This is a genomic window from Streptomyces sp. TOM-9, from assembly GCF_056858595.1.
Genome location: NZ_JBXEQB010000001.1, coordinates 3,027,083 through 3,044,118, shown reverse-complemented (window position 1 = coordinate 3,044,118; position 17,036 = coordinate 3,027,083). Strand labels below are relative to the sequence as shown.

General features: G+C 72.1%; 14 protein-coding genes. All 14 read left to right on the top strand.

Going from position 1 to position 17,036, the window contains the following annotated elements:
- The first annotated feature begins 402 nt into the window (after positions 1 to 402).
- A complete protein-coding gene (locus AC1VWI_RS14245; RefSeq protein ID WP_499516805.1) occupies positions 403 to 2,370 on the top strand; it encodes a peptidoglycan D,D-transpeptidase FtsI family protein in 1,968 nt (655 codons plus the stop codon).
- 169 nt (positions 2,371 to 2,539) lie between these two features.
- Entirely contained in the window at positions 2,540 to 4,135 is a 1,596-nt protein-coding gene (locus AC1VWI_RS14240; RefSeq protein WP_499511363.1) for a UDP-N-acetylmuramoyl-L-alanyl-D-glutamate--2,6-diaminopimelate ligase, read from the top strand.
- Positions 4,132 to 5,556 carry a UDP-N-acetylmuramoyl-tripeptide--D-alanyl-D-alanine ligase gene (locus tag AC1VWI_RS14235; protein ID WP_499511362.1) on the top strand — a complete coding sequence of 475 codons (1,425 nt, stop codon included), beginning with the start codon at positions 4,132 to 4,134 and terminating at the stop codon, positions 5,554 to 5,556. The genes AC1VWI_RS14240 and AC1VWI_RS14235 overlap by 4 nt, the downstream gene beginning before the upstream one ends.
- Entirely contained in the window at positions 5,556 to 6,620 is a 1,065-nt protein-coding gene (gene mraY, locus AC1VWI_RS14230; protein ID WP_499511361.1) for a phospho-N-acetylmuramoyl-pentapeptide-transferase, read from the top strand. Before AC1VWI_RS14235 ends, mraY begins: the two co-directional genes overlap by 1 nt.
- A gap of 80 nt (positions 6,621 to 6,700) precedes the next feature.
- Positions 6,701 to 8,110 carry a UDP-N-acetylmuramoyl-L-alanine--D-glutamate ligase gene (gene murD / locus AC1VWI_RS14225; protein ID WP_499516804.1) on the top strand — a complete coding sequence of 470 codons (1,410 nt, stop codon included), beginning with the start codon at positions 6,701 to 6,703 and terminating at the stop codon, positions 8,108 to 8,110.
- A 40-nt stretch (positions 8,111 to 8,150) separates the two neighbouring features.
- Entirely contained in the window at positions 8,151 to 9,551 is a 1,401-nt protein-coding gene (gene ftsW, locus AC1VWI_RS14220; protein ID WP_499511360.1) for a putative lipid II flippase FtsW, read from the top strand.
- A gap of 6 nt (positions 9,552 to 9,557) precedes the next feature.
- Positions 9,558 to 10,649 (top strand): undecaprenyldiphospho-muramoylpentapeptide beta-N-acetylglucosaminyltransferase, encoded by a 1,092-nt coding sequence (murG, locus tag AC1VWI_RS14215; protein WP_499511359.1) that lies wholly within the window; start codon positions 9,558 to 9,560, stop codon positions 10,647 to 10,649.
- A 184-nt stretch (positions 10,650 to 10,833) separates the two neighbouring features.
- Positions 10,834 to 11,607: a cell division protein FtsQ/DivIB gene (locus tag AC1VWI_RS14210; RefSeq protein ID WP_499511358.1), complete on the top strand. Its 774-nt coding sequence runs from the start codon at positions 10,834 to 10,836 to the stop codon at positions 11,605 to 11,607.
- A 246-nt stretch (positions 11,608 to 11,853) separates the two neighbouring features.
- Positions 11,854 to 13,074 (top strand): cell division protein FtsZ, encoded by a 1,221-nt coding sequence (ftsZ, locus tag AC1VWI_RS14205; protein WP_499511357.1) that lies wholly within the window; start codon positions 11,854 to 11,856, stop codon positions 13,072 to 13,074.
- 15 nt (positions 13,075 to 13,089) lie between these two features.
- Positions 13,090 to 13,830, top strand: a complete 741-nt coding sequence (gene pgeF / locus AC1VWI_RS14200) for a peptidoglycan editing factor PgeF (RefSeq protein ID WP_499516803.1) — start codon at positions 13,090 to 13,092, stop codon at positions 13,828 to 13,830.
- A complete protein-coding gene (locus tag AC1VWI_RS14195) occupies positions 13,823 to 14,563 on the top strand; it encodes a YggS family pyridoxal phosphate-dependent enzyme (RefSeq protein WP_499511356.1) in 741 nt (246 codons plus the stop codon). The genes pgeF and AC1VWI_RS14195 overlap by 8 nt, the downstream gene beginning before the upstream one ends.
- A gap of 63 nt (positions 14,564 to 14,626) precedes the next feature.
- Positions 14,627 to 15,208, top strand: coding sequence for a cell division protein SepF (locus tag AC1VWI_RS14190; RefSeq protein ID WP_018557119.1), 582 nt, complete (start codon positions 14,627 to 14,629; stop codon positions 15,206 to 15,208).
- Positions 15,209 to 15,270: 62 nt separating this feature from the next.
- Positions 15,271 to 15,561: a YggT family protein gene (locus AC1VWI_RS14185; protein ID WP_018557120.1), complete on the top strand. Its 291-nt coding sequence runs from the start codon at positions 15,271 to 15,273 to the stop codon at positions 15,559 to 15,561.
- A 46-nt stretch (positions 15,562 to 15,607) separates the two neighbouring features.
- Positions 15,608 to 16,828 carry a DivIVA domain-containing protein gene (locus AC1VWI_RS14180; RefSeq protein WP_499511355.1) on the top strand — a complete coding sequence of 407 codons (1,221 nt, stop codon included), beginning with the start codon at positions 15,608 to 15,610 and terminating at the stop codon, positions 16,826 to 16,828.
- Positions 16,829 to 17,036: the final 208 nt, after the last annotated feature.

The window sequence follows — 17,036 nt, the reverse complement described above, 5'->3', positions numbered from 1 at the left end:
CGGGGCGACCGCGGTGAGCGGGGCGAACGGCGCGACCGGGCCGACCGGGAGAACGGCGCCGGCCGCCCGGGGCCCGACGCCCGGGGCCGTGGCGGCCGCGGTGACGGCGGCGGGGCAGCCCCCCGGCGCCGGCAGGTGCCCCGGGGACGCGACGGCGACGCCGGAACGCCCGCACGCGGCGGCGAGCCCGGCGAACCCCGCCGCAGGACCGCACCCGGGCAGCAGGCGGGGCCACGCCAGCCCGCCGCACGCGGCGCGCGGCCACGTGACGACGGCGGCCGGACCGCCCGCGAGACGGGCCGTGACCCGCGGGCCCGCAGGCCCACCCCCCGCCGCGAGGGATCCGGCGCGTCCGGCGCGTCCGGTACGTCCGGTACGTCCGGCAGCGCCGGCACCTCCGGCGTGCCGCACGGACGCACCCCCGGGGCCCGCAGGCCGGCCGCCGGCGGACGCGACGCCAGGGGCGCCCGGGACCGGGCCGGCCGCGGGGCCGTACCGCCGCGGCGCAGGCCCCCGCGCCCGGTCACGCCGGCCGGTGCGCCGCTGCTGCGGCTGGGCCGGCCACGGCCGCGCCTGCGGCTGGTCAGCTTCGCGCTGACGCTGGTGATGCTCACCTTCGTGATCCGGCTCTTCCAGGTGCAGGCCGTGGACGCCGCGACCTACGCCGCCAAGGCCGAGGTCAACCGCAACGTCAAGGTGACCCTCGCCGCCGAGCGCGGGACGATCACCGACCGCAACGGGGTCGACCTGGCCACCACCGTCGACGCGTACGACATCACGGCCGACCCGATGCTCTTCACCCCCGAGTACGCGAAGGCCAAGGACGCCCCGGCGCGCGCCGCCGAACTGCTCGCGCCGATCGTCGACGGCGACCAGAAGAAGATCGCCAGGCAGCTCGCCAACTACCCGGGGTCCCGCAACGAGATCATCGCCCGGCAGCAGTCGCCGCAGGTCTGGAACCAGATCAAGGACCTGCAGAGCGCGCTCGCCGACCGGGCCGAGAAGGGCGACGGCGTCAACTACCTCGCCGGGGTCTTCCGGCTTCGGCACGCCAAGCGCGTCTACCCCGCGAGTGACCTCGCGGCGGGCGTGATCGGCTGGGTGAACGCCTCCGGCGCGGGCGGCGGCGGCCTGGAGAGCCGTCTGGACAAGGCACTGGCGGGCAAGGACGGCACCGTCACCTACGCCCAGTCCGGCGGCCGCCGGGTGCCCACGGCCAGCGTGCAGGAGCGCGCCGCCGAGCCCGGCACCGACGTGGAGCTGACCCTGGACCGGGACATCCAGTGGGCCGCCCAGCGGGCGATCACCCAGCAGGTGAGGGCGTCCGACGCCGACCGCGGCTACGTGATCGTCCAGGACACCCGCACCGGGCAGGTACTGGCCATGGCCAACGCCCCCGGCTTTGACCCCAACGACCTGACCCGGGCCGACCCCACCGCCCTCGGCAACGCCGCGCTGCAGGACGCGTACGAGCCCGGCAGCGTCAGCAAGCTGATGTCCATGGCCGCGGTCCTCGACGAGGGCGTGGCCACCCCGGACACCCACGTCACGGTGCCCGGCACCCTGCCGCGCGCCGACCGCGTCTTCCACGACGACGTGGACCACGGCACCTGGCACCTGACCCTGAACGGCGTGCTGGCCAAGTCCAGCAACATCGGCACGATCCTGGCCGCCGAGCAACTCGGCAAGAACCAGAAGCAGGCCAACCGCGTCCTCTACTCGTACCTGAGGAAATTCGGCATCGGGCGGCCCACGGGGGTCGGTTTCCCCGGCGAGACGCCCGGCATCCTGGCGAGGCCGGACCAGTGGAACGCGTCCCAGCAGTACACCATCCCCTTCGGGCAGGGCCTGTCGCTGAACGCGCTGCAGGCCACCTCGGTCTACTCGACGATCGCCAACGGCGGTGTACGGGTCGAGCCCAGCCTGGTGCGCGGCACGACCGGCCCGGACGGCCGCTTCGTCCCGTCCCCGCAGGCGCCGCGGACCCGGGTGGTCAGCGCGAAGACCGCCAAGACGCTCACCACCATGCTGGAGTCCGTGGTCGGCGACGAGCAGGGCACCGGCACCAAGGCCCGCATCGCGGGGTACCGCGTCGCGGGCAAGACCGGCACGGCCAACCGGGTGGACCCGGAAACGGGCACCTACAGCGGCTACACGGCCTCGTTCATGGGATTCGCCCCCGCCGACGACCCGCGGCTGACCGTGTCCTGCGTGATCCAGAACCCGACCCGCGGCAGTTATTTCGGTGGTCAGATCTGCGGCCCGGTGTTCAAGCGGGTCATGGAGTTCGCCCTGAAGTCCCTGCAGGCGGCGCCCAGCGGAACCAAGGCCCCGAACCTGCCGGTCGAGTGGGACCCCTCGAAGCCGTGACCGGCGAGCAGGGGAGGAAGGAACGGCGGCCGTGAACGGACACGACCCCACAGCGGAAGGTACGGGCGGTAGCCCCGCGCACGCGGACCGTACCGGAGGAAGCAGCAGGCCGGAAGCCCGGCGAGGGGCTTTTGGCCCGGAGCCCGGCGCGGCGGGTACTCTCACGGCCGTGTCACACGCTGATCAGTCCCCCCGCCCCGAACCGACGCAGCCGGGCGCGCCCCGCCCCACCCGGGTCCGGCCCGTACCGACCGCGGAACTGGCCGCGCGGCTGGGCGCGGAACCGCCCGCGCCGGGCGCCGCCCCGGTCACCGGGATCACGCACGACTCGCGGGCCGTCCGCCCCGGCGACCTGTACGCCGCGCTGCCCGGTGCCCGCTTCCACGGTGCCGACTTCGCCCCGCAGGCGGCCGAACTGGGGGCCGCGGCGATCCTCACCGACCCGGCGGGCGCCGAGCGCGCGGCGGCGACCGGCCTGCCGGTGCTGACGGTCGAGGACCCCCGGTCGCGGATGGGCGAACTGGCCGCCGAGATCTACGGCCGGCCGGGTGAGGACCTGCTGCAGATCGGGATCACCGGCACCTCCGGCAAGACCACCACCGCCTACCTCATCGAGGGCGGCCTGCGGGCGGTGCACGGCGGCGGGACGGGACTGATCGGCACGGTCGAGTCCCGGATCGGCGACGAGCGGATCAAGAGCGAGCGCACCACCCCCGAGGCCACGGACCTGCAGGCACTCTTCGCGGTGATGCGCGAGCGCGGGATCGAGTCCCTGGTCATGGAGGTCTCCAGCCACGCCCTGGTGCTGGGACGGGTGGACGGGGCGGTCTTCGACGTCGCCGTCTTCAACAACCTCAGCCCCGAGCACATGGAGTTCCACTCGGGCATGGAGGACTACTTCCAGGCCAAGGCGCAGTTGTTCACCCCGCGCCGCAGCAAGGCCGGCGTGGTCAACATCGACGACGAGTACGGCCGCCGCCTGGTCCGCGAGTCGCAGGTGCCGGTCACCACCTTCTCCGCCGACGGCCACCCCGACGCCGACTGGCGCGCCGAGCACGTCGTGACCGGGCCGCTGCGCTCCACCTTCACCGTCGTCGGCCCGGGCGGCGTGTGCATCGAGGCCGCCTCGCCCCTTCCCGGCCCCTTCAACGTCGCCAACGCCCTCGCCGCGATCGTTGCCCTGGCGGTGGCCGGGATCGACCCGCAGACGGCCGCCCAGGGCGTCGCCGCCGTCCCGGGCGTGCCGGGCCGGCTGGAGCGCGTCGACGCGGGCCAGCCGTACCTCGCGGTCGTCGACTACGCCCACAAGACCGACGCCGTCGAATCGGTGCTGCGGGCCCTGCGCAAGGTCACCAAGGGCAACCTGCACATCGTCCTCGGCTGCGGCGGGGACCGCGACGAGACCAAACGCGGCCCGATGGGCGCCGCCGCGGCACGGCTGGCCGACACGGCCGTGCTGACCTCCGACAACCCCCGCTCCGAGGATCCGCTCGCGATCCTCACCGCGATGCTGGCCGGAGCGGCCGGGGTGCCCGCGCACGAGCGGGGCCATGTCGTCGTCGAACCCGACCGGGCGGCGGCCATCGCGACCGCCGTCGCCCTGGCCCGGCCGGACGACACCGTACTGGTGGCCGGCAAGGGCCATGAGCAGGGCCAGGACATCGCCGGAGTGGTACGCCCCTTCGACGACCGAGAAGTGCTGCGCGCGGCCATCGAACGGGCCGCCGGCACGCCAGCGCAGGAGAAGGACCAGGACCAGCTGTGATCCCACTCACCCTCGCCGAGGTCGCACACGCGGTCGGCGGGAGCACGTACGACATACCGGACCCGACGGTGCCCGTCACCGGGTCCGTGGAGATCGACTCCCGCAAGGTGACGCCGGGCGGCCTCTTCGTCGCCTTCCAGGGCGAGCACGTGGACGGTCACGACTACGCGGAGCGGGCCGTGGCGGCCGGAGCGGTTGCCGTACTGGCCGCCCGGCCGGTCGGCGTGCCCGCGATCGTCGTGGACGACGTCCAGGTCGCCCTGGGCGCACTGGCCAGGCACGTCATCGAACGGCTCGGCGCGACCCTCGTGGCGCTGACCGGATCGGCGGGCAAGACCAGCACCAAGGACCTCACCGCGCAGCTGCTGCAGCGGCTCGCGCCCACCGTGTGGCCGCCCGGCTCGCTCAACAACGAGATCGGCCTGCCGCTGACCGCGCTGCGCGCCGACGCCTCCACCCGGCACCTGGTGCTGGAGATGGGCGCCCGTGGCATCGGCCACATCCACTACCTCACCGAGCTGACCCCGCCGCGGATCGGCGTGGTCCTCAACGTCGGCACCGCCCACATCGGCGAGTTCGGCGGCCGGGAGCAGATCGCCCAGGCCAAGGGCGAGCTGGTCGAGGCGCTGCCGGAGGCCGCCGACGGCGGCGTCGCCGTGCTCAATGCGGACGATCCCCTCGTACGCGCCATGTCTTCCCGCACCAAGGCGCGCGTCGTGCTGTTCGGCGAGTCCGCCGACGCAGACGTCCGCGCCGAGAACGTCCGCCTCAACGACCGAGGTCAGGCCGTCTTCACGCTCACAACGCCTACCGGGTGCAGCGAAGTGACCTTGCGCCTGTACGGTGAGCACCACGTGTCGAACGCGCTTGCCGCGGCCGCCGTAGCCCGTGAACTCGGCATGCCCGTCGAAGAGATCGCCACCGCGCTCTCCGAGGCGGGGACGCTGTCCCGCTGGCGCATGGAGGTCGTCGAACGGCCGGACGGCGTGACGGTCGTGAACGACGCCTACAACGCGAACCCCGAATCCATGCGAGCCGCCCTGCGCGCGCTCGCGGCCATGGGCCGTGCCGCCGAGGCACGCGGGGGACGCACGTGGGCGGTGCTGGGCGAGATGGCGGAGCTCGGCGGGGAGGCCCTCGCGGAGCACGACGCTGTCGGACGGCTGGCCGTCCGGCTCAACGTCAGCAAGCTCGTGGCAGTCGGCGGCCAGGCGGCCGCCTGGGTGCAAATGGGCGCCTACAACGAGGGTTCGTGGGGTGAGGAGTCGGTGCACGTGTCCGACGCTGAGGCGGCGATCGACCTGTTGCGCAGTGAACTGCGTCCGGGGGACGTCGTGCTGGTGAAGGCATCGAGGGCGGTCGGCCTGGAGCGGGTCGCACTCGCGCTGCTCGACGGCGTCGAGGGCGGGGGCGCCGAGTAATGAACCAGATCCTGGTCTCCGGTGTTCTCGGTCTGTTCCTGTCCCTCGTCGGTACCCCGATGCTGATCAAGCTGCTGGCCCGCAAGGGCTACGGCCAGTTCATCCGCGACGACGGGCCCAAGGAACACCACAGCAAGCGCGGTACGCCCACCATGGGCGGCATCGCCTTCATCCTGGCCACGCTCGTCGCGTACGCGCTCACCAAGGTCATCACCTCGGAGCGCCCGACGATCTCCGGCGTGCTGGTGCTCTTCCTCTTCACGGGACTGGGCGTCGTCGGCTTCCTCGACGACTACATCAAGATCGTCAAGCAGCGCAGCCTGGGCCTGCGGGCCAAGGCGAAGATGGCGGGCCAGCTGATCGTCGGCATCACCTTCGCGGTGCTGTCGCTGCAGTTCTCCGACGCCCGCGGCGTCACCCCGGCCTCCACCCGGCTGTCCTTCACACAGGACTTCGGCTGGTCCCTCGGCCCGGTGATCTTCGTGATCTGGGCGCTGTTCATGATCCTCGCGATGTCGAACGGCGTGAACCTCACCGACGGCCTCGACGGCCTGGCCACCGGTGCCTCGGTGATGGTCTTCGCCTCCTACACCGTCATCGGCGTGTGGCAGTACGGCCAGTCCTGCTCCAACGTCATCACCGCGGGGCCCGGCTGCTACGACGTACCGCACCCGCTCGACCTCGCGGTCGTCGCCGCGGCGCTGATGGGCGCCTGTTTCGGCTTCCTGTGGTGGAACACCTCGCCGGCCAAGATCTTCATGGGTGACACCGGCTCGCTCGCGCTCGGCGGCGCCCTGGCCGGTCTGGCCATCTGCTCCCGCACCGAGCTGCTGCTGGCGATCCTGGGCGGCCTCTTCGTCCTGATCACCCTCTCCGTGGTCATCCAGGTCGGCTCCTTCCGCCTGACCGGCAAGCGCGTCTTCCGCATGGCACCGCTGCAGCACCACTTCGAACTCAAGGGCTGGAGCGAGGTCCTGGTCGTCGTCCGCTTCTGGATCATCCAGGGCATGTGCATGGCCGTCGGCCTCGGTCTCTTCTACGCGGGCTGGGTGGCCGCGCAGTGACCTCGGCCCCCGGGCAGGAACCCGGCTCCCGTCAGGACGGACTTCCGCGGGCCGCCGTCGAGGCGGCCGGGCGGCTCGGACTGCCGGGCCGCCGGGTCACCGTCGCGGGCCTCGGCGTCTCGGGCGTGCCCGCCGCCAAGGTGCTGCACGCCCTCGGCGCCCGCGTGACGGTCGTCAACGACGGCGACGACGAGCGGGTCCGGGCCCAGGCCGCCGAGCTGGAGGCGCTGGGCGTCACCGTGCGGCTCGGGGACGGCCGGACCCTGCCCGAGGGCACCGAACTGATCGTCACCTCGCCCGGGTGGAAGCCCACCAGCCCGCTCTTCACGGCCGCCGGCGCCGCGGGCGTGCCCGTGTGGGGCGACGTGGAGCTGGCCTGGCGGCTGCGCGGCCCCGGGGCGGCGCCCTGGCTCGCCGTCACCGGGACCAACGGCAAGACCACGACCGTGCAGATGCTCGCCTCCATCCTGCGCGCTGCGGGCCTGCGCACCGCGGCGGTCGGCAACATCGGCACGCCGGTCCTGGACGTCGTCCTGTCCGGGCAGGAGTACGACGTCCTCGCCGTGGAGCTGTCCAGCTACCAGCTGCACTGGGCCCCCTCGGTGCGCCCGCACTCGGCCGCCGTCCTGAACCTCGCCCCGGACCACCTCGACTGGCACGGCTCGATGGAGGCCTACGCCGCCGACAAGGGCCGCATCTACGAGGGCAACAAGGTCGCCTGCGTCTACAACCTCGCGGACCCCGCCACCGAGGCGCTGGTGCGCGAGGCCGACGTCGAGGAGGGCTGCCGCGCGATCGGCTTCGGCCTCGGCAGCCCCCGGCCCTCGGAGTTCGGGGTCGTCGAGGGCATCCTGGTCGACCGGGCCTTCGCGCCCGAGCGGCACAAGAACGCCCAGGAGCTGGCCGAGGTCTCCGACGTGCACCCGCCGGCCCCGCACAACATCGCCAACGCCCTGGCCGCGGCCGCCCTCGCCCGCGCGTTCGGCGCCCCGCCGGCCGCCGTCCGCGACGGCCTGCGCGCCTTCCGGCCGGACGCCCACCGCATCGCCCACGTGGACCGGATCGACGACGTGGACTACGTCGACGACTCCAAGGCCACCAACACCCACGCCGCCGAGGCCTCCCTCGCGGCCTACGAGCACATCGTCTGGATCGGCGGCGGCCTCGCCAAGGGCGCCACCTTCGACGAGCTCGTCAAGGGCGCGGCCAAGCGGCTGCGCGGCGCCGTGCTGATGGGGGCCGACCGCGCCCTGATCCGTGAAGCGCTCGCGCGACACGCCCCCGAGGTCCCGGTCGTCGACCTCGACCGCACCGACACTGGGGCGATGGCGGCGGCCGTCCACGCCGCGCGGGACCTCGCCCACCCGGGGGACACGGTGCTGCTGGCACCGGCCTGCGCCTCGATGGACATGTTCGCGGACTACAAGGCTCGCGGAAACGCCTTCGCGCAGGCCGTACGGGATCTGCGGGCGCCCGGCGCCGGGCAGTAGCCGGGGCCGCTCCGGCACGCACCGCGACCTAGGAGGGGACATGACGGCAGCCGACCACGGTGACGCCTCCGGTTCTCGTTCCCGCAACGCCCTGAAGGCGCCCGCCCGCCCCCCGCGGACGGCGCCGCCCCGGCGGGGGGCGGCCGCCTCCGGGGCGCGCACCCCCGGCGGGAAGGCGTCGCGGGGCAGCGCGCTGCGGGGCGCCAGGGTCGTCCTGGACCGCGCCATGCGGACCTGGGACCGCCCGCTGACCGCGTACTACGTCATCCTCGGCAGCAGCCTGCTGATCACCGTGCTCGGCCTGGTGATGGTCTTCTCCGCCTCGCAGATCAAGGCGCTGGAGTACGGGCTGCCGTCCACGTACTACTTCCGCAAGCAGCTGTTCGCCGCCGTGCTCGGCACCGGCCTGCTCGTCGCGGCCTCGCGGGTGCCGGTGCGGCTGCACCGGGCGCTGTCCTACCCGCTGCTCGTCGGCTCGGTCTTCCTCATGGCCCTGGTCCAGGTGCCGGGGATAGGGCAGTCCGTCAACGGCAACCAGAACTGGCTCTACCTCGGCGGCCCGTTCCAGCTGCAGCCCAGTGAGTTCGGCAAGCTCGCGCTCGTCCTGTGGGGCGCGGACCTGCTGGCCCGCAAGGAGGACCTCAAGCTCCTCGTCCAGTGGAAGCACCTGCTGATCCCGCTGGTGCCGGTGGCCTTCCTGCTGCTCGGCCTGATCATGCTCGGCGGTGACATGGGCACCGCGATCATCCTCACCGCGATCCTGTTCGGCCTGCTGTGGATCGCCGGCGCCCCCACCCGCCTGTTCGCGGGTGTGCTGGGGGTCGCGGGGATGATCGGCTTCCTGCTGATCAAGACCAGCGGCAACCGCATGGACCGGCTCGCCTGCATCGGGGCCACCGACGTCACTCCCGGTGGCGGCTGCTGGCAGGCCGTGCACGGGATCTACGCCCTCGCCTCGGGCGGATGGTTCGGTTCCGGACTCGGCGCGAGCGTGGAAAAATGGGGTCAACTGCCCGAGCCGCACACCGACTTCATCTTCGCCGTGACCGGGGAGGAACTGGGGCTGACGGGGACGCTGTCGGTGCTCGTCCTCTTCGCGGCTCTAGGCTATGCGGGTATCCGCGTGGCCGGTCGTACGGAGGAGCCCTTCGTCAGGTTTGCCGCGGGAGGCGTGACGACGTGGATCACGGCGCAGTTCGTGGTCAACATCGGTGCGGTGCTCGGCCTGCTGCCGATCGCCGGTGTCCCGCTCCCGCTGTTCTCCTACGGGGGCTCGGCCCTCCTGCCGACCATGTTCGCGATCGGGCTGCTCATCTCCTTCGCGAGGAGCGAGCCCGCCGCGCGAGCGGCACTCAACGCGCGGGGGCCCGGCTACTGGCCGGGGGCAATGACACGGACGATGAGGCGGTTCGTCAGACGGCGACCGTCCGGAGAGCGGTGAATTTCGGTGCATGTCGTACTCGCCGGTGGGGGGACCGCCGGCCACATCGAGCCCGCGCTCGCGCTCGCCGACGCCCTGCGCAGGCAGGACCCGACCGTGGGGATCACGGCACTCGGCACCGAGCGGGGTCTGGAGACCCGGCTGGTGCCGGAACGCGGCTACGATCTGGCGCTCATCCCGGCCGTCCCGCTGCCGCGCAAGCCCACCCCCGAGCTGATCACCGTCCCGGGGCGGCTGCGCGGCACCATCAAGGCCGCCGAGCAGATCCTGGAGCGGACCAAGGCCGACGCGCTCGTCGGCTTCGGCGGCTACGTCGCCCTGCCCGGCTACCTGGCCGCCAAACGGCTCGGCGTGCCGATCGTGGTGCACGAGGCCAACGCCCGCCCGGGCCTCGCCAACAAGATCGGCTCCCGCTACACCGGCTACGTGGCCGTGAGCACCCCGGACAGCAAGCTCCGGCACTCCCGCTACGTCGGCATCCCGCTGCGCCGGTCCATCGCGACCCTCGACCGCGCCGCGGTCCGCGCGGAGGCGCGTGCCGCCTTCGGCCTCGACCAGACCCTGCCGACCCTGCTGGTCTCCGGCGGTTCCCAGGGCGCCCGGCGGCTCAACGAGGTGATCGCCTCCGTCGCCCCGCGCCTGCAGCAGTCCGGCGTCCAGATCCTGCACGCGGTCGGCCCGAAGAACGAGCTCCCGCACGCCGACAACATGCCCGGCATGCCGCAGTACGTCCCGGTCCCCTACCTGGACCGGATGGACCTCGCCTACGCCGCCGCCGACATGATGCTCTGCCGGGCCGGCGCCATGACCGTCGCCGAGCTCTCCGCCGTGGGCCTGCCGGCCGCGTACGTCCCGCTGCCGATCGGCAACGGCGAGCAGCGGCTGAACGCGCAGCCGGTCGTCAAGGCGGGCGGCGGCGTCATCGTCGACGACGCGGACCTCAGTGCGGAATGGGTGCTCGGCAACGTGCTGCCCGTCCTGACCGATCCGCACCGCCTGTACGAAATGTCGCGCGCCGCGGCCGAGTTCGGCCGCCCGCATGCCGACGAGCTGCTCGTCGGCATGGTCTACGAGGCGATCGCCGCCCGCCGCGGCTGAACCCCGGTGCCGGCCGGGCACCTCCGGCACCCCCGGCGGGCGACGCCGGGGGTCCCCCGTGCTCCGTTGGGGTCACGGGGGAGGAGGCCCGGCCCGCCGGGCGGCGCGCGGCCGCCCGGGCACCCAGCACGACGACTAGCCTGCCCGGAAGCGCAAGGCAGTTCCGACGACCCCGGAGGCGAACGTGGCCGTACCGACGACCGTCGAGGCGGCCGGCGAGCAGGACGACGGGACCGAGCGCCCGCCGCGGCGGAGCCGGCGCCTCGTCGTCCTGACGGCGCTCGCCGCGGCCACCGTGCTGGGCGGCACGGGCACCTGGCTGTTGTACGGCTCCGCCTGGCTGCGCGCGACGCAGGTCCGCGTGACGGGCACGGACGTGCTCCACCCCGACGAGGTGCGCGACGCCGCGCAGGTGCCCCTCAACGGGCCGCTGGTTTCCGTGGACACGGACATGATCGCCCGCCGGCTGAAGGCGCGGCTGCCGCGCATCTCCGCCGTGGAAGTGGAGCGTTCGTGGCCGCACGCGATCACACTGAAAGTGACGGAGCGAACTCCCGCCGCCCTTGTGAAAGGTGACGGGTTCTTCGTCGAAGTCGACGCGGAGGGCTTCCGGTTCGACGAGCGGGACACTCCTCTCAAGGGCGTGCCCATCATCGAATTGAGGCCTGATCGCGACTCCGCGAGCTATCGTCTTTTTGGGACAAAACGACTATTGGCGGCGGCGGTTCAGGTCGCGGCGGACCTGCCGAAGGTCGCATACCGGGACGCACAGCTCATCGATGTGCGCTCATATGACGACATTACGGTCGAACTGACCGGTGGACGTGCGGTGATGTGGGGGAGCGCGGATCGAGGGGCGGAGAAAGCGGTTGCCCTCACGGCGCTGATGAAAGTCGAGCACGATGCCGAGTTCTTCGACGTGAGCGCCCCAACATCCCCTGCTGCGTCGGACGGTTGACGTCCCAGCCTTCTGTTCGACACCCTGGTTGGTCCGGCTCTGGCGTGATCACATAGGGTCAAAAGAAAAACGGGAGGTTCGGCGTGTTCGTTGAACGCGAACCGCTTGTCGATTTAGTGTCCTGTCCCAAAGACAGTGCGGGACAGACATACTGGTAACCCTAAACCTCAGGGTTAGGGTTCGGATCGGCCGGCCTTCCCGACGGTCCCCACAGGTATACGTAACTCGAGGCGAGAGGCCTTCGACGTGGCAGCACCGCAGAACTACCTCGCAGTCATCAAGGTCGTCGGCATCGGCGGCGGTGGCGTGAACGCCATCAACAGGATGATCGAGGTCGGTCTCAAGGGCGTCGAGTTCATCGCGATCAACACCGATGCACAGGCCCTGCTGATGAGCGACGCCGACGTCAAGCTGGACGTCGGCCGTGAACTCACGCGTGGACTCGGCGCCGGGGCCAACCCGGACGTCGGCCGGAAGGCCGCCGAGGACCACCGCGAGGAGATCGAAGAGGTACTCAAGGGCGCCGACATGGTCTTCGTCACCGCGGGCGAGGGTGGCGGCACCGGTACCGGCGGCGCGCCCGTCGTGGCCAACATCGCCCGCACGCTGGGCGCCCTCACCATCGGTGTGGTCACCCGGCCGTTCACCTTCGAGGGACGCCGCCGGGCCAACCAGGCCGAGGACGGCATCGCCGGGCTGCGCGACGAGGTCGACACCCTCATCGTGATCCCGAACGACCGGCTGCTGTCCATCTCGGACCGCCAGGTGAGCGTGCTGGACGCCTTCCGCTCCGCGGACCAGGTGCTGCTCTCCGGTGTCCAGGGCATCACCGACCTGATCACCACCCCCGGTCTGATCAACCTCGACTTCGCCGACGTGAAGTCCGTGATGTCCGAGGCGGGTTCGGCCCTCATGGGCATCGGCTCGGCCCGCGGGGACGACCGCGCGGTCGCCGCGGCGGAGATGGCCATCTCCTCGCCGCTGCTGGAGGCGTCCATCGACGGCGCCCGGGGCGTACTGCTCTCCATCTCCGGTGGCTCGGACCTCGGCCTGTTCGAGATCAACGAGTCGGCCCAGCTGGTCAGCGAGGCCGCCCACCCCGAGGCCAACATCATCTTCGGTGCGGTCATCGACGACGCCCTCGGCGACGAGGTCCGGGTCACCGTCATCGCGGCCGGCTTCGACGGCGGGCAGCCGCCGACCCGCAACCGCGACAAGGTGCTCGGCTCGTACGCCTCCCGCGAGGAGAACTCCTCCTCGTCGCCGGCCCGTCCGGCCACCCCGGCCGCCGAGCCGGCCCGCCCGGCCTTCAGCGGCCTGGGCAGCGTCACCCAGCGTGAGGAGGGGCCGAAGCCGGAGCCGGTCGCCGAGGTGCCGGCCCAGCCGATCGCCCCGCAGGTTCCCCCGGCGCGTCCGTACCAGGACACCGCCGCCGAGGAACTCGACGTACCCGACTTCCTGAAGTAAGCACAGTCACACGTGATAACGCTCAACCACGCACGTCCGGGCGGCGCCCACTTCGCCTTCACCGACAGGTGGGGAGGGGTGAGCGCCGCTCCGTACGACAGCCTCAACCTCGGCGGCGCGGTCGGTGACGACCCGGCCGCCGTCCTTTCCAACCGTGACCTCGCCGCACGCGGGCTGGGCCTCGACCCCGCCCGGGTGGTGTGGATGAACCAGGTGCACGGCAACGACGTCGCCGTGGTCGCCGCCCCCTGGGGCGACGGCCGGGTCCCGGAGGTGGACGCCGTCGTCACCACCCGGCCCGGACTCGCCCTCGCGGTACTGACCGCCGACTGCGTCCCGGTCCTGATGGCCGACGCGCACGCCGGGGTGGTGGCCGCGGCCCACGCCGGCCGCCCGGGTCTGCTGGCCGGGGTCGTCCCGGCGGCGGTCGAGGCCATGGTCGGCCTCGGCGCCCGCGCGGAACGGATCACCGCGATGACCGGCCCCTCGGTCTGCGGCGCCTGCTACGAGGTGCCCGAGGCGATGCGCGACGAGGTCGCCGCCGCCGTCCCCGAGGCCCGTGCCACCACCAGCTGGGGCACCCCCTCCCTGGACATCGCCACCGGAGTGCACGCCCAACTTGCCCGACTGGGTGTCCCGGTGGGTGAGAAATCCCATATTTGTACGATGGAGTCCGGAGACCACTTCTCGTACCGCCGTGAGCGGACCACCGGACGACTCGCGGGATATGTCTGGCTGGACGGCCCGAGTGACTGACCGTACGCAAGAGCGAAGGGCCGAGCTGGCCGGGAACCTGGCCGCGGTCGAGGAGCGCGTCGCGGCGGCCTGCGCGGCGGCCGGCCGGCCGCGGGACGAGGTGACCTTGATCGTGGTCACCAAGACCTACCCGGCGAGCGACGTGCGGATCCTGTCGGAGCTCGGCGTCCGCCAGGTCGCGGAGAACCGCGACCAGGACGCCGCCCCCAAGGCGGAGGCCTGTGTGGACCTGCCGCTGACCTGGCACTTCGTGGGCCAGCTGCAGACGAACAAGGTGCGCTCGGTGGTTCGCTACGCGGACGTCGTGCACTCGGTCGACCGCCTCCGGCTGGTCGACGCGCTCTCCGCGGCCGTCATGAAGTCCGAGCGGGCCGACCGCGAGCTCGGCTGCCTGGTCCAGGTCGCGCTCGACGCCGAGGCCGGGGCGCAGGGCGCCCGCGGCGGAATCGCACCCGATGCCGTCGAAGGGATCGCCGAAACCGTCGCGGCCGCCCCCGGGCTGCGCCTTGACGGACTGATGACGGTCGCACCGCTGGCGGGGCCGTACGCGGGTCAACCCCGCGCCGCCTTCGATCGGCTGGCGGAAATCTCATCCTGCCTGCGCGCGTCGCATCCGGCTGCAAACATGGTCTCGGCAGGGATGAGCGCGGACCTCGAAGAGGCCATCGCCGCCGGTGCGACACACGTACGCATCGGTAGCGCGGTACTCGGAGTCCGGACCGGGCTCGGGTAACGTCACCAAACAAGTCGGACCACACAAAAAATATGGTCTTTCCCCGCTGAGAGGACGCAGAGCATGGCCGGCGCGATGCGCAAGATGGCGGTCTACCTCGGCCTCGTGGAGGACGACGGGTACGACGGCCCGGGCTTCGACCCCGACGACGAGTTCGAACCGGAACCCGAGCCGGAGCGCTCCCGCCGACCGCACCAGTCCCACCAGCCACCACATCAGACACAACCGGAGGAACCGGCACGCATCGTGCACGCGCCGGCCCCCCGGGAGCCACGGATCGCCGCAGTGGCATCCATCACACAAGAACGCCATAGCCTGGAGAAGAACGCGCCGGTGATCATGCCTAAGGTCGTGTCGGAACGAGAGCCGTACCGGATCACGACACTCCACCCCCGGACGTACAACGAAGCCCGTACGATCGGGGAACACTTCCGCGAGGGCACGCCGGTGATCATGAATCTGACGGAGATGGACGACACGGACGCGAAGCGACTTGTCGACTTTGCCGCCGGGCTGGTCTTCGGGCTGCACGGCAGCATCGAGCGGGTGACGCAGAAGGTGTTTCTGCTGTCGCCTGCTAACGTCGATGTCACGGCGGAGGACAAGGCCCGCATCGCCGAGGGCGGGTTCTTCAATCAGAGCTGAGATACGCAACCGTACGAAACCGGCCGTGAGGGCCATGGACGAGCAAGGGAGAGGGAAGCGCGATGGACATCGCACTCCAGGTGCTGTGGATCGCGCTGATGTGTTTCCTGCTCGTCCTGATCTTCCGGTTGGTGATGGACTATGTTTTCCAGTTCGCTCGATCGTGGCAGCCTGGGAAGCCCATGGTGGTCGTCCTGGAGGCCACCTACACTGTCACCGATCCGCCACTCAAGCTTCTGCGGCGGTTCATCCCGCCGCTGCGTCTCGGGGGCGTGGCGCTCGACCTGTCCTTCTTCGTATTGATGATCATCGTGTACATCCTGCTCACCGTCGTAGGGGGCTTGCGAGGATGACCGATGCGGGCTCCCGATATGTCGACGATCACGTTGAGGTGAAGAGATGCCACTGACCCCCGAGGATGTGCGGAACAAGCAGTTCACGACCGTCCGCCTCCGAGAAGGCTATGACGAGGACGAGGTGGACGCCTTCCTCGACGAGGTCGAGGCGGAACTGACCCGACTGCTCCGCGAGAACGAGGACCTGCGCGCCAAGCTGGCCGCGGCGACCCGTGCCGCCGCCCAGAACCAGCAGCAGGGCATGCGCAAGCCCGAACCGCAGGACGGCCGCGGTCCCGGGGCCCCCGTGCCCGCCGCCATATCCGGACCCCAGCCGGTGCCGCCCCAGCAGATGGGCGGCCCCGGTCCCCAGGGACCCGGCAGTGGCCTCGCCCTGCCCGCCGGGCCCAGCGCACAGCAGGGCCCCGGTCCGATGGGCCAGGGTCCGATGCAGGGCGGTCCCATGGGTCCCGGCCCGATGGGTCAGGGTCCCATGGGTCAGGGCCACATGGGCCAAGGCCCGATGGGTCAGGGTCCGATGGGCCAGGGCCCGATGCAGGGCGGTCCCATGGGTCCCGGCCCGATGGGCCAGCACGGCCAGCACCCCATGGGTGGTCCCGGTCACCCGATGCAGCAGCAGGGCCCCGGTGGCGACAGCGCCGCCCGTGTGCTCTCGCTCGCCCAGCAGACGGCCGACCAGGCGATCGCCGAGGCGCGCGCCGAGGCGAACAAGATCGTCGGCGAGGCCCGCAGCCGCGCCGAGGGCCTCGAGCGCGACGCCCGCGCCAAGGCCGACGCCCTTGAGCGGGACGCGCAGGAGAAGCACCGCGTGGCCATGGGCTCCCTGGAGTCCGCCCGCGCCACGCTGGAGCGGAAGGTCGAGGACCTGCGCGGCTTCGAGCGCGAGTACCGCACGCGCCTGAAGTCGTACCTGGAGAGCCAGCTGCGTCAGCTGGAGAACCAGGCCGACGACTCGCTCGCCCCGCCGCGCACCCCCGCGGCCGCGTCCCTGTCCTCCGGTTCCGGCGGGATGGGCGGCACGATGGGCGGCGGCACCATGGGCGGCATGGCCACGGCCGGTGCCGGCACCATGGGCGGCGGCCAGGGCTACGGCGGGCAGGGCATGGGCGGCGTCGGCGGGCAGAACCCGACGTACGGCGGCCAGCAGCAGATGTCTCCCGCCATGACGCAGCCGATGGCACCGGTGCGGCCGCAGGGGCCGGCGCCGCTGCAGCAGGCGCCGACGCCGATGCGTGGGTTCCTGATTGACGAGGACGACAACTAGTCGCTGGCGCGACGGCAGCACGACACAGGGCCGGGCCCCCAGGGAGTCACCTCCCTCGGGGCCCGGCCCTTTGGCGTGCCTCTTGCGGCCCGGTTGTTGTGTGCGGCTCCGTTGCGCCTGCGGCGGGCATCCCCCGCCCGCCCTCCCGATTGCCCGGCGCGGTTGGTGACCGCCTCGCGCGTTCGTTGTGGGTCGGTGCCGCGCCGGG